The organism is Kitasatospora sp. NBC_00315 (assembly GCF_041435095.1).
Lineage (GTDB): Bacteria > Actinomycetota > Actinomycetes > Streptomycetales > Streptomycetaceae > Kitasatospora.
In genome coordinates, this window is record NZ_CP108025.1 from 3,984,483 (window position 1) to 3,997,423 (window position 12,941).

Here is a 12,941-nt window from a genome sequence, read left to right on the forward strand (position 1 = left end):
GGACACCGGCGGGACGCGGATCTGCGCCTTGCCGGGCAACCGCCCGGCGAACGGCCCCGATCCGAGGTCCGGCGCGCAGGCGCCCGTGCTCCTCCCGCTCCGGGCCCGCCCCCCGCCCGTCGCCGGACCACCCGGCGCAGCCGGCCGTCCGACGCCAGGGCCGTAAGGACCGGTTCGGGCGTTCGGCGGCCCCGTCCTGCCCGTCCGGGCAGGCGACACCCTCACCATCTCTCGGAGGAACGAACCGTGGACACTGCCCAGCACACCGACACCACCTCCAGGCTCGCCGCCCTGACCCGCCAGGCCGCGCTCTCGGTGGCGGTCGCCGCCGCCATCGGCGGTGCGGTCTTCGCCCCCGCGGCCCAGGCCCAGGCCGCCACCCCGACCGTCACGGCCGGCCACGTCACGCCGGACGGCTGCGGCGGCTGCTACCCCGACGTCATGTGAGTGCCCTCCGCCCGGTGCCCCGCCGCCCGCTCCGGCCGGCGGGGCACCGGGCGGCCGGGCCCACGGCGGAGGAGGAGCGCGCGACGCGACGGAGCGGACGGCGCGCGGACACGGGGCGACGCGCTGACCGCGGCGCACCGGAGAGGGAGTGAGGGGCCGTGAACTGGCTCGAACGATGTGTGTCCGACCCGGACGCCTTCCTGCGCACCCAGTGGCGCCGAGGGCCCGCGCTGCTGCGTCCGGCCGACCCGCCCACCGAGATCCTCACCCCCGCCGACCTGGACGCCCTGATCGACGGCGGCACGCTGCGCACCCCGTACGCGGGGCTGTTCACCCGCGCGGGCGCCGTGGCGGACGAGCGGATCTGCCCGCCCAGGATCGTCGCCGGGCACCCGCTGGCGGGCTGCCTCGATCCGGAGCTGGTCCGGGCCGTGATCCGCGACGAGGACGCCACCCTCCAATTGCGTTACCTCAACCACTGGCACCCGGCGGTGCGCGCGCTCACCACCGACCTGGGTGAGCGACTGGGACGCCTGGCCGACGCCTTCCTCTTCTCCTCCCTTCCCGGGCGCCACGGGCCGGTGCACCGCGACGACGGCGACATCCTGGTGATCCAGCTCAGCGGCACCAAGCACTGGCAGGTGTACGCGGGCCCGACCGACCCCGCCTGGCAGCCGGTACGCGAGGACGACCCCGGACCGGTGCTGCTGGAGACCCTGGTACGGACGGGTGAGGTCCTCTACGTGCCGAACGGCTACGCCCACACGGCCCGGGCCACCGGGGCGGGACCGTCCCTGCACCTGACCGTCGCCCTGCGCGAGGCCGGCGGCGGCCATCTGCGGACCCAACTGCGGGCGCTGCTCGCCGAAGATCTCGCCCTGCCCGCCCACCCGCTCGACGAGGCCGAACTGACCCGGACCGCGGCCGCGCTGCTGGAGCACCTGCGGGCCCGGCTCGCCGACGCCACCCCTACGGCCCTGGTGGCCGGTGCCCGCCGCAACGCCTTCAGCAGCCGCCCCACCGCCTGACCCGACCCGCCGCCTGATCCGACCCACCGCCTGACCCGACCCGGCACCGGCCGGCCCACGGTCGGCACCCGTCCCGCGCCCCGAACCGCCCGTGCCCGCGACCGCCCCCCCGTACCCGGACCCGGACCCGCGACCGCGACCCCACCCCCACGCCCTGCCCCGGCCCCCGCCCGCAGGGCCCGAACCGGCCCGCCCGGGGCAGAGAGCGACATCGGACATGACCGAGAACTGGCTGCGCCGCTGCGTGGGGGACGAGGAGCGGTTCCTCGCCGCGTACTGGCGCAGGACCCCGGCGGTGCTGCGTCCCACCGACCCTCCGGTGGACGTGCTGCCCCGCACCGAGCTGGAGCAGCTGCTCGACCACGGTCTGCTGAAGGTCCCCTACATCGCCCTCGTCCGGCAGGGCGGCCACCTGCCCGGCGCCGACTTCTGCCGGCCCCGCGTGGTCCTGGGCGAGGTGGTGCAGGAGTACGCCGACGCGGACGCGGTCCGCACCCTGGTCCGCGACGAGGGGGCCACCGTGCTGTTGAGCCACGTCGACCAGTGGCACCAGGGCGTACGCGCCCTCGCCCGGGGTCTCGCCGAGCAGCTCGGCCGCCGGGTGGAGGCGTTCCACCTCCTCACGCCTCCCGGTGGCCGGGGGCGCCCCGTGCACAGCGACGACGCCGACGTGCTGGCCGTACAGCTCGGCGGGGCCGCCCGCTGGCGGGTGCACGCGAGGCCGGAGACCGGCGACCGGGAGGGCGCGCCGCCGGACGGCGACCCCGGCGAGGTGCTTCTGGAGGCCGTGCTGCACCCGGGCGAGGTCCTCTACGCTCCCCGGGGCTTCGCGTACAGCGCCGACCCGGTGGGTGACGAACCCTCGGCCCATCTGTCGCTGACGGTGCGCGAGGTCGCCACCGCCAACCTGTACGCCCTCGCCCAGGCCCTGGTCACCGGTGGGCCCGACCTGCCGGGGCGGCCGCTCGACGACGACGCCCTGCACTCCGCCGCCACCGACCTGCTGACGTACGCCCGCACCATGGCGGCCGAGCTGACCCCCGCCGACCTGATCGAACTCGCCCGGGCCGCGATGCGCCAGACCGCCTAGCACCGGCCGCCGGCCCGCTCGGCGCCACCGATCCCCCGGGGGCGGTGGCGCTCACGTCGAACACCGCGCTCAGGTTTCCGGGGTTCCAGGACTCCGACGCTCCAGGCTTCAGCGCTACGCGACGTCCGACGGCACGGCAAGGCCCGGCGCCGCGCCACCGGGCCGCCATGACCCGCCGTCATCGTCCGCCCGGAGCGCCGGCGGCCGCGGAGCCGAAGCCGAACCGGCACCGGCGGCCGGGACGGCAGTGGCTGGAGCGCCGGTGGTCGGGACGGCGGTGACCGGAACGCCGGTGGCGGTGGTCCGCTGGGCCGGGACGAGCGGTGTGACGCGAGCCGCCCGGGCGACCTCCTCGAACGCCCCTGCCAGCGCCTCACCGAGGGACACCGGCTCACGGTCGGCCGTCGGAGGGCGGGGTGGGGCGCAGCAGGTGCACCGGGAGCGCCCGAGAACGGCCGTCCACCGGGTCAGCGGGCGGGCGCAGATCTCGCAGACGGGGGGTCGCCGGCCGGACCTGCCGGGTGCGGCGGTTTCGGCCGGGTCGTACGCGTCGTTGCGGTAGCGAGCTGGCATCGGACTTCCTGTGGACGGGGCTGCCGGGGTGATTCCTGCCCAGATCCCTCCGGCTGATGCCTCGGACCGGCACGAATCGGTCAACCGCCACCCGCCGCACCGGTCTGTCGGTCCGGCTCCGGCTCGGCCGCCGCCGCCGTGGCCCGGTCCCCGCCGTGCGTCGCTCGACGGGCCGGCGGAACCCGCCCGGGCCGGTGACCGCCCCCGGCCGGTGAGCGAAGATGGATCGGTGACCACCTCCCCGGGCCACCCGAAGCCCCGCACCCGCCTGATCGCGACCGACCTGGACGGCACCCTGCTGTGCGCCGGCGGCACCGTCTCCGCGCGCACCGCCGCCGCGCTGGCCGCCGCCGAGGCGGCGGGCGTCCAGGTGGTGTTCGTCACGGGCCGCCCGCCGCGCTGGATGCAGCAGGTCAGCTCGCACGTGGGCGGGCACGGCGTGGCGATCTGCTCGAACGGCGGGGCGATCGTCGACGTCCGACGCGGTGAGCTGCTGGAGACCTTCCCGCTCGGCCCGGAGGAGACCCTCGCAGTGATCACCGCGCTGCGTGAGGACCTGCCGGGGACGGCGTTCGCCTTCGAGTACCCGGGCGGATTCGCCCGCGAGCCCGGGTACGAGGTGCGGATGTGGGGCTCGGACGAGTCGCACCCGGTGGGCCCCGCGGAGGAGCTGCTCGGGGCGGCCGGCGCCGTCCGCGGCCTGTTCAAGCTGCTCGCCAAGCATCCCGACCTCGACCCGGACACCTTCCTCGCCCGGGCCAGGACGGCGGCCGGCCACCTGGCCGAGATCACCCGCTCCAGCCCGATCCCGCTGCTGGAGGTCAGCGCCCCGGGCGTCACCAAGGCCAGTTCCCTGGCCCGCTGGTGCGCGGAGCACGGCATCGACCGCACCGAGGTGGTCGCCTTCGGCGACATGCCGAACGACCTGGAGATGCTCGCCTGGGCCGGCACGGCGTACGCGGTGGCCAACGCGCACCCCGAGGTGCTCGCCGCCGTCCCGCTGCACACCCTGAGCAACGAGGCGGACGGCGTGGCGACCGTGGTGGAGAGCCTGCTGGCCGCGGACGGCGCCGCCGGCGGAGCGACCGGGAAGGCCGCCGCCGCGAGCGCCTGAGAACGCCGACGGCCTCCGGCGCGCGAGGCGTCGGAGGCCGTCGGGGGCCGCGGGAGCCGTCGGAGGCCGCGGGGGCCGTCGGAGGCCGCGGGGGCCGTCGGGGCCGTCCCGCTCAGCCGGAGAGCGAGAAGGCCAGCAGGGCGGAGGCCGTCATGTCGAGCGCGGGCTCGCTGCTCTGCCAGGAGCGGACGTCGTCCACGTACGTGCTGCCGTGGCCGGTGAAGGCCGAGAAGGCGTCCGTCCCGCCCGCCGGGCAGGGCCGCATGCCGGTCAGGTAGTCGCCCAGTCCGCCGGTGAACTGGCCGGATCCGTTGGGGCCGTTGACGATCGCACCGAGCTGCACGGGCCTCGCGCCGTCGAGGCTGCCGGCCAGGTTGGGGAGCTGTCCCGCGGTGCAGTGCGGGAAGGTGCTGCCCTCGCCCACCATCATCGAGGTGCCCCAGGCGTTGGCTCCGAGGATCCAGTCGGTCTGCTGGACGCCGAAGCGGTTGAGCGAGGTGTCGCCGGTGAGGTTGCGGTAGAGGCGGGTGGTGGCGGCGAGGCCGAGTGCGTGCGAGTCGGCGTCGAAGTCGTCGTAGACCGCCCCCATGTGGAACGGGTCCCGGTCGGCGCGGGCCTTGGCGCCGGTGATCTGCGCCTTGAGGTCGGCGACCAGGGCGTCGTAGCCGATCGCCAGGCCGCCCGGGTTTCCGGCCGCCTTGACCGCCCTGGCCAGCTCGGCCTGGGCGAGCGCGGCGGTGTCGTACATGTTGAGGGTGTCGGTGTTGCCGGTGGCGTCGTAGGCCTTGGCCCAGGTGGCGCCCTGGGACAGCCAGCCGGACGTCCGGGAGTCGGCCAGCGCCTGGCCGGCGAGGGCGAGCTCGGCGCCGCCGAAGGCCAGGTCGTCCTGCCAGCTGTCCTCGGGGTAGTAGGCGTGCGGGACGGTGGTGACCAGCGTCCCGGGTGCGGTGTCGGCCAGGGCGTAGATCTGCGCCGCGGCGTCGAGGTAGCCCTTGGCCTTCGCCACGTCGGTGGCGGCGTACAGCTGCGCGCCGAGGGCGAAGTCGGCGGCGATCCGGCCGGCCTGGTTGGGGCTGATCTTCGCGCCGGGGGCGGCGGCCCGGAAGACCGGACGGTTCTTGAGGAACGGGTGCGCGCTGTCGGCGTCGTCCTTCTCGGGCAGTCGCCAGACGTCGTGGTCGCCGACCACACTGCCGTTGGACGTGCCCGAGCCGAGGCCGACCTGGATGTAGAGGGTCCGGGTCTTCTCGTCCCACATCTTGTCCAGCCAGTCGAGCCCGTACTGGGCCTCGGCCCGCAGCGCGGAGTCGGGCGCGGCCCCGCTCTCCCGGGCGGCCAGCTGGAGGGTGGCGTCGGCGTAGGAGGCGGTCTCGGTGAACTTCAGGTAGTCACCGGCGTCGAACCAGCCGCCCTCGACGTCCACCGTGGTGCCCGCTTTCGTCGGCGCGCTCTTGATCGTGTCGCCGTCGGAGCTGGTGAACGCGGGCCAGTTGTAGACGGCGGCGGAGCTGTCGTCGAGGTGCGCGGGCTTGCGGGCGAGCTGTCCGGGGACGGTGCCGCGGCCGTCGCGCTGGGACTGGAAGAAGGTGGTGGCGTCGGCGGCCAGGCCGCCGAAGAGCGCGGGGGCGCCGCCGATGGTGAAAGCGGGCGAGGTGCCGGTGGCGGCGCCGCTGACCTGGATCCGGTAGCTGCCGCCGGCCTTCACGCCGGTGAAGTCGATCAGGTAGACCGCCGGGTAGGCGGTGTTCCAACTGCCGAGGCTGGCACCGGTGGTGCCGGAGGCGACGGTGGCACCGGAGGCGTCCAGCAGCTTCCAGGCCGCACCGGTGACGGCGGCCTTGGAGAGCAGGAAGGCCTCCTTGGCGCCGCTGTCCGCGTAGCCGACCTGGTTGACCCGGATCTGCCCGGTGGTCGCGGCCTGCGCGGCCGGGGCCCAGGGGGCCTGGAGGAGGGTGGCGCCGAGAGCGAGGGCCGTGGCGAGGGCGGGGGCGCCGCCACGGAAAAGCCGGGTCCGGGTGTGCGTCATACGGCCGTCTCCTGCCTGGGGAGGGGAAGCTGCGCTTTGTTAGGAAGGTTTCCTAAACTGCGGCGAAGCTAGCGCCACCCGGCCCAGCGGTCAAGACGTGGCGGGCGGCCCCAGCCGCACCGGCAGCCGGACCAGCCGCCGCCCGTCCGGCAGCGGGACGTGCTCCAAGGCGTCCGCCGGCACCGCGAGCGACAGCGCCGGGTAGCGGCCCAGCAGGGCGTCGAGCGCGACCTCGCCCTCCTGCCGGGCGAGGGCGGCGCCGAGGCAGTAGTGGATCCCGTGGCCGAAGCCGACGTGCTGCTCGCCCTTGCCCGCCGACTCGCGCAGGAGGTCGAGGCGCTCCGGTCCGGCGTGCCGACGCGGGTCGAAGTTCGCTGCGACCAGGACGAGTCGGACGGCCTCGCCGCGCCGGATCCGGGTGTCCCGGAAGGTCAGATCCTCGGTGGCGTAGCGCAGCCGGGTCATCTGGACCGGACCGCACCAGCGCATCAGCTCCTCGACGGCCCCCGGCCACCGCCCCCGGTCGGCGCGCAGCGCGGCGAGCTGGTCGGGGTGGGCGAGCAGGGCGGCCGTACCGTTGCCGATCAGGTGGGCGGTGGTCTCGTGACCGGCCAGCACCAGCATCAGCACCATGGTGACCGCCTCGTCGTCGTCGAGCGGGTCACCGTCCCCCGCTTCGCCGTCCGGGCGGAGGAGTTCGCTCAGCAGGTCGTCGGCGGGCGCGCCGCGGCGGCGGCGGACCAGCTCCCGGACGTGGTCGATGAGCACCGGGGTGGCGGCGGCCGGCCGGCCGGCGGCCGTGCCGAGGAGGTCCGCACTCCACTCGCGCCAGAGCGCGCGGTCGGCCTCGGGGATGCCCACCAGTTCGCAGATCACCGTGATCGGCAGCGGGTACGCGAAGTGCTCGACCAGATCCACCACCCCCTCGGTGGCGTGCCCGGGCAGTGCGGCGATCAACTCGGCGGTGATCCGCTCCACCCGGGGCCGCAGTGCCTCGACGCGGCGGGCGGAGAAGGCCCGCGAGACCAGCCGGCGCAGCCGGGTGTGGGCCGGCGGGTCGCTGTCCAGCAGCGAGCCGAGGAGGTACCGGTGGAGCCCCACGGGCAGCCCGGTCGGCTCCGCCGGCGCGGTGCGCGGATCCGGCCCGGTGTGGCCGGGAACGGACATCGGCGAGTTCACGAACCTCGCGTCGCGCAGCAGTTCGCGGACGTCGTCGAAGCGGGTGACGAGCCAGACCGGCGAGTCGTCCGGCATCCGGCCGCGGACGATCGGTGCCTGTTCGCGCAGCCTCCCGTAGCCGGCGGCGGGATCCGCCAGCAGCTCGGGGTCCATCACGTTCGGCTCGCCCGGGTGCCTGCCCATGTGCGCCGCGAGCCCGGCCGGGGCCGCCTCCCGCGCGGGCGGCACGGCAACGGTGGCATCGGCGGCGGGCGTGGGCATCGTCGGCCCCTCTCGGGTGGTCTGCGTCTTCCGGTCCTTCCGGCCCAACGACAGGAGCGTCAGCGGGTCACGCTCCGGACGGCCGCCCCGGCCGGGCACCGCCCGACGACGCCCGTTCGGCCCAGTCCGGGCCAGCGGGGGCGCCCTCGGCCGCCGCCGCCCGGTGCGCCGGACGGGCCCGCGCCCGGGCGGCGCCGCGGTCGGCCGCGGCGGTCCGGTCCCCGGCGCCGCGACCGAGTACCGCCGGCCCTGCCGCTCCCCGGGCGCCGCGCCGGACCGCTACCCGAACCGGCCGTTGACGTAGTCGGCGGTGCGCTGGTCGCGCGGGTCGCCGAAGAGCCGGTCGGTCGGTCCGGCCTCGATGATCCGGCCCGGGGTGTCGTGCGTGGCGAGGAAGAACGCGCAGGACTGCGAGACGCGTTGGGCCTGCTGCATGTTGTGGGTGACGATGACGATGGTGAGCCGGCCGCGCAGCTCGGCGATGGTCTCCTCCACCCGGCGGGTGGAGGTCGGGTCGAGGGCGGAGCACGGCTCGTCCATCAGCAGGATGTCCGGGGAGACGGCCAACGAGCGGGCGATGCAGAGGCGTTGCTGCTGACCGCCGGAGAGCGAACCGCCGGGCGCGTGCAACCGGGCGGCCACCTCGTCCCAGAGGCCGGCCCGGCGCAGGCTGGACTCCACCAGCTCCTCGCGCTCGTCCTTGGCGACCTTGATGCCGGCCAGCTTCAGGCCGCTGACGACGTTGTCCCGGATGGACATCGCCGGGAACGGGTTGGGGCGCTGGAACACCATGCCGATCCGGCGGCGGACCTCGGCGGGCCGTCGGCCGGGGCGGTAGACGTCGTCGCCGTCCAGCAGCACCTGGCCGGCCAGCGCCGCACCGCGCACCATCTCGTGCATCCGGTTGAGGATGCGCAGGTAGGTGGACTTGCCGCAGCCGGAGGGCCCGATCAGCGCCGTCACCTGGCCCGCCGGCATGCCGAGCGAGACCCGCTCCAGCACCTTGTGGGCGCCGAACCAGGCGGAGACGTCGCGGGTTTCCAGGCCGGCCAGGCTCCCGGCCGGTTCGTCCCGGTGACTCCTCATGGCGGGCAGCGTGAGAGTGCTCACGGCGTCGCCGGGGACGGCGGGGGGCTTGAGGAGATCGGCGGTCTGGAGCGGTGCTTCGGTCATCGGTGCGGTCCTCCGGGCGGGGCGCGTCAGTAGAGGTTGGGCAGCAGGGCGGCGGCGTTCTCGTACACGTTCCAGAGCACCGCGCCGAGGACCGGTGCCAGGCTCAGGTAGGCGGCGGTGCGGCGCCAGTAGCGGGCCGCCAGGGTGGCGGCGACGACGGCGCCGAGCAGCGCGAGCGTCCAGAGCTGGAGGGCCGCGAGGGCGCTCTTGTCCGCCGCCAGGGCCTTGTCGTACGGCGTGGAGGCGGGCCGGCCGCCGGGGTTCGGCTGCGCGGCGCCGTCGAGCCGGGCGCCGATCAGCACCGTGCTGCCGGGGATCCAGCCCGAGTCGCCGGTGACCAGCACCAGGCGGTTGGCGGCCGGGTCGGTGATCGGTGAGTCGGCGCCGCCGTACACGTTCACGGTGTAGCTGAACGTCCCCTGGCCGGTGGTGGCCCGGATCCGGTCGCCGACCCGCAGTTCGGACAGCCGGGCGAAGGGTGAGCCGAAGCTCGCACCCCGCCCGAAGACCACGGCGACCCCCTGCTGTCCGGGCAGCGCGGTGTCCCGGCGGTGTCCCGGGCCGCGCATCAGGTCGCGCCCGGTGGTGCCCTCCACCACCACGGCCTGGTGCAGGCCGATGGCGGGGATGTCGATCAGGGCCACCGGCTCGCCGTCGGCGGCCGCGCCGGTCGGGGCGACGGCCTTGGCGAGCTGGTCGCGGAAGCTCTTGTAGGAGGTCGACTGGAAGTGCCGCTCCTGGAGGTGGGAGAAGGTGAACAGATAGCCGGTGAAGCCGGTCAGCAGGGCCGCGAGCAGGCTGACCGCCCAGGCGCCCTGCAGGAAGCGGCGCCGGGCGGGGGAGCGGGCGCCCGGGGGCCCGCCGGGGCCGCCCGGGCCGTCGGCGGCGGGTCGGGGCCGATCCGCCGAGGCGTTCGGTGCCGTGGGCGCGGGCCCGGTGGCCCGGGCCGGCACCGGTGCGGCGGCCTGGTCGATGGTCGGCGCGCTCACTGTCTCCCCCTGCGGTCGTCATCCTGACGGTACGTCATGCCGGACCGCCGGTGTTCTGCCGTCGCCGGCGGACCAGGTACCCGCCGAGCAGTGGCGGCACGGTGACCACCGCGAAGAGTTCGATCGCGGTGAGGGTGGTCAGCAGCCAGTCCTCCGGCCGGCCGCCGACGGCGACCACGGTGGCCGGGATCTCCCCGGCGCCCCCGCCGCCGCCCTGCGCCACCACTTGGCCGGTCTGCGGGTCGATCACCTGCTCGGCTGCCGGGTCACCGGCCCCCGCGGGGGCGGCCGCGCCCGGCTCGGCCGCGCCGCCCGCGGGCCCGCCGCTCCCGCTCGCGGCGCCGCCCGCACCCGCCGTACCGGTGCTCCTGGCTCCGCCGGTCGCCGCGCCACCCGTACCGGTGGCGCTCTTGGCGACCGCCTGGCCGCCCTGGACGGTGCAGTCCAGCGGCGCGCCGAGCTTGTCGCAGGGGCTGGGCTGCGGGGCGTTGGTGAGGACGGTCAGCTGTCCGGCCGAGTTGAAGGTCGGATTCGCGCAGTTGCTGAGCGAGTTGGCGTCGACCGGGCTGGCGTTGCCGGGGATGTGCTGGGTCTGCAGCAGACCGCCCTTGACCAGGCCGCGCGGGATCGGCGAGTACCCGAGGCCGTCCGCCTCGCCCTGGCCCTCGCAGAGCACGTACGAGATGAACCGGCTGAGCGCGCTGCCCTTGTCGTTGGTGAAGCGCGGCGGGACCGGCAGGGCCGCCCCGGCGCGCGGCACGATCAGGTAGCTGTAGCTGGAGATCGGGTAGGAGCGCGGGTCGTTCATGGTGTAGACGCCGTCGAGGTTCTGCTGCAGGAAGTCGGGGTCGCTCGCCGGGGTGCCGTCGTCCACGCCGCGGATCTTGGCCGCGGTGAGCGCGATGGCCACGTTGGAGGCGGTCGGCAGCGAGTAGTAGCCGGCGGGGTTGAGCACCTTCACCACCGGCCAGTTGCTGCGCTTGGCGAACGCGTACTCGTCGTAGCCGATGGTGCCGAGCCCGGCCTGGGACTTGATGTAGCCCGCCACCACGTCGGAGCCGTTCTGGGCGACCATCCGGCCGGCGGGCGGGAAGAACTCGGTGTAGTCACCGCAGCCCGCCCCGTTGACCTGGGTGCAGTAGGCGTCCCACTGGTCCTTGTGGGTGTGCGACATCCAGCGGGTGAACTGGGCGGTGGCGCCGGAGCCGTCGGAGCGCACGACCGGGGTGATCGGCAGCTTCGGCAGGGCGCGGCCGTAGTCCGCGGTGATCTTCGGGTCGTCCCAGGAGGTGATCTTGTTGGTGAAGATGTCGACGACGGTCTGGGGGGAGAGCCGAAGGTCGCGGACCTGCTTGCCGGCCACCACCAGGTTGTACATGAAGGTCGTACCGCCGGCCGTGATCGGTACGTAGGAGTAGCCGTAGGTCTGCGCCTCGGCGCCGGCGTAGACGTGCGTGCGCCCCTCGGCGCTCAGGCCGGTGTCCTCCTTGGTGCGGAACGGCACGTCCGAGGCGGTGAAGTCGTCCAGCCCGTTGCTCCACTGGGTGCGCCCGGCCGCCGAGCCGACCGGGTTGAAGTTGATCTGGATGCCCTGCGGGCCGACGTCCTGGCGCCACTGGTCGATGGCAGGCCCCGCCCAGCTGGAGCCGTCCGCGTTGAGCGAGGTGGACGCGTACGCGGGGGTGCTCTGCCCGACCAGCACGGCCAGGGCCAGCGGCAGGACGGACAGCAGCAGGGCCACCGGTCGGGACAGGGGGCGGCTTGCGGCCTCCCGGGACATGGGAACTCCTCTGGAACGCAGGGCGGTCGGTACGGACAACGGTGCTCCCCGGGCCATCAGTGCTTCCCGGTCCATCGGTACGCCGGCGGCCATCACTGCCCCCCGGCCGCGCGGGCGGCGGCGGCGCGGGCGCTGCGACGGCGCCCGCGGCGGGTCTGGCGACCCGGCGGCCGGCCGCCGAGGACCCGGGCGGTGACGAAGAGGACCAGCACCACGGCCATCAGCGTCAGCGCGGCCGCGAAGGCCCGCGAGACCATCTCGGGGTAGGGCTGCTTGACGTAGTTCCAGATGTAGAGCGGCAGCGACACCTGGTGCTCGGAGAACGGGTTGCCGTTGAACTGCGAGGTGAAGCCCGAGGTCAGCAGCACCGGCGAGGTCTCCCCCACGCCGCGCGCCATCCCCAGCACCACCGCCGTCACCAGCCCGGGCCGGGCGGTGGGCAGGACCACGTTCCACACCGTGCGCCACTGGCTGCCGCCCAGCGCGTACGAGGCCTCCCGCAGCGTGCCCGGCACCAGCCGGATCACCACCTCGGCGGCCCGGGTGACGATCGGCATCATCATCACGGTCAGCGCGAGCGAGGCCGCGAAGCCGCTCTTCTCGTAGCCGAACGTGATGATCACGATTCCGAGGACGAACAGGCCCGCGACGATCGAGGGCAGCGCCGTCATCGCCTCGACCAGCGTGCGCACCGGACGGGACATCCGGCCGCCGACCTCGGACATGAAGACGGCCGCGGCGATTCCCAGGGGAACCGCGAACAGCGTTGCCAGGCCGAGCTGTTCGAGCGAACCGACGACGGCGTTGAGGGCGCCGCCGGAGGTGATCGGGGAGAGCGCGGCGGTCTTCTCCATGGACTCGGTGAAGAAGTTCAGATGGCTCGCCGCCTGCAGGCCCCGCGCCAGCAGGTAGCCGATCTGGTCCACGATCACGGCCGCCACCAGCAGTCCGGCGCTCCACGTGACGACCGCGACCAGTCGCTCGCGCACCAGCAGCGGGCCCCACTGGAGCCGGCCGAGCGCGACGTAGCCGGCCAGGAAGAGCAGGTACCAGCAGAGCAGGAAGCCGAGCGCGCCGCTGAGCGGCAGGATCCTCTCGTACAGCAGCCAGTCGAGTGCGAGGGAGCCGCCGAGCGCGCCGAGCAGCGTCAGCACGTCCTCACGGGTGACGCCGCCGAGGCGCACCCGCTGCTCGGGCGGGTGGACGGGCCGGTCGGCGGCGGGCACCGACGCGGCGGCCGGGGCGGGCGGCAGGTCGAGGGTGGTCATCCGGTGGTCCCTT

The 12,941-nt window shown here is 75.0% G+C and carries 10 protein-coding genes; 4 read left to right on the forward strand and 6 right to left on the reverse strand.

The window, feature by feature from the left end; translation table 11 throughout:
- Positions 1 to 246: 246 nt before the first annotated feature.
- The 4 genes from OG823_RS16225 (at position 247) to OG823_RS16240 (ending at position 4,252) form a co-directional block, all read left to right on the forward strand.
- A complete protein-coding gene (locus OG823_RS16225; protein ID WP_371480264.1) occupies positions 247 to 447 on the forward strand; it encodes a hypothetical protein in 201 nt (66 codons plus the stop codon).
- A gap of 158 nt (positions 448 to 605) precedes the next feature.
- Entirely contained in the window at positions 606 to 1,475 is an 870-nt protein-coding gene (locus OG823_RS16230; RefSeq protein WP_371480265.1) for a JmjC domain-containing protein, read from the forward strand.
- Between the two features lie 217 nt (positions 1,476 to 1,692).
- Positions 1,693 to 2,565: a JmjC domain-containing protein gene (locus OG823_RS16235; RefSeq protein ID WP_371480266.1), complete on the forward strand. Its 873-nt coding sequence runs from the start codon at positions 1,693 to 1,695 to the stop codon at positions 2,563 to 2,565.
- Positions 2,566 to 3,367: 802 nt separating this feature from the next.
- Positions 3,368 to 4,252 carry an HAD family hydrolase gene (locus OG823_RS16240; RefSeq protein ID WP_371480267.1) on the forward strand — a complete coding sequence of 295 codons (885 nt, stop codon included), beginning with the start codon at positions 3,368 to 3,370 and terminating at the stop codon, positions 4,250 to 4,252.
- A 112-nt stretch (positions 4,253 to 4,364) separates the two neighbouring features.
- Here OG823_RS16240 and OG823_RS16245 read toward each other — a convergent pair whose 3' ends face one another.
- From OG823_RS16245 to pstA, 6 genes are all read right to left on the reverse strand, one after another.
- Complete coding sequence (locus tag OG823_RS16245; RefSeq protein ID WP_371480268.1) at positions 4,365 to 6,278, reverse strand: glycoside hydrolase family 9 protein; 1,914 nt, start codon at positions 6,276 to 6,278, stop codon at positions 4,365 to 4,367.
- A gap of 90 nt (positions 6,279 to 6,368) precedes the next feature.
- Entirely contained in the window at positions 6,369 to 7,718 is a 1,350-nt protein-coding gene (locus OG823_RS16250; RefSeq protein WP_371480269.1) for a cytochrome P450, read from the reverse strand.
- A gap of 279 nt (positions 7,719 to 7,997) precedes the next feature.
- Entirely contained in the window at positions 7,998 to 8,804 is an 807-nt protein-coding gene (locus OG823_RS16255) for a phosphate ABC transporter ATP-binding protein (RefSeq protein ID WP_371484507.1), read from the reverse strand.
- Positions 8,805 to 8,917: 113 nt separating this feature from the next.
- The gene (locus OG823_RS16260; RefSeq protein WP_371480270.1) at positions 8,918 to 9,880 is read right to left on the reverse strand and encodes a sortase; all 963 of its coding nucleotides are present in this window, start codon (positions 9,878 to 9,880) and stop codon (positions 8,918 to 8,920) included.
- A 34-nt stretch (positions 9,881 to 9,914) separates the two neighbouring features.
- Positions 9,915 to 11,660, reverse strand: a complete 1,746-nt coding sequence (locus OG823_RS16265; protein ID WP_371480271.1) for a phosphate ABC transporter substrate-binding protein PstS — start codon at positions 11,658 to 11,660, stop codon at positions 9,915 to 9,917.
- 92 nt (positions 11,661 to 11,752) lie between these two features.
- A complete protein-coding gene (gene pstA / locus OG823_RS16270) occupies positions 11,753 to 12,928 on the reverse strand; it encodes a phosphate ABC transporter permease PstA (protein WP_371480272.1) in 1,176 nt (391 codons plus the stop codon).
- Positions 12,929 to 12,941 lie beyond the last annotated feature (13 nt).

Excerpts from the sequence above, each read along its gene's own strand:
- OG823_RS16255 (WP_371484507.1), bottom strand. The coding sequence starts at position 8,804 with ATGAGGAGTCACCGGGACGAACCGGCCGGGAGCCTGGCCGGCCTGGAA.
- OG823_RS16265 (WP_371480271.1), bottom strand. The coding sequence starts at position 11,660 with ATGTCCCGGGAGGCCGCAAGCCGCCCCCTGTCCCGACCGGTGGCCCTG.
- OG823_RS16235 (WP_371480266.1), top strand. The coding sequence starts at position 1,693 with ATGACCGAGAACTGGCTGCGCCGCTGCGTGGGGGACGAGGAGCGGTTC.
- OG823_RS16245 (WP_371480268.1), bottom strand. The coding sequence starts at position 6,278 with ATGACGCACACCCGGACCCGGCTTTTCCGTGGCGGCGCCCCCGCCCTC.
- OG823_RS16250 (WP_371480269.1), bottom strand. The coding sequence starts at position 7,718 with ATGCCCACGCCCGCCGCCGATGCCACCGTTGCCGTGCCGCCCGCGCGG.
- pstA (WP_371480272.1), bottom strand. The coding sequence starts at position 12,928 with ATGACCACCCTCGACCTGCCGCCCGCCCCGGCCGCCGCGTCGGTGCCC.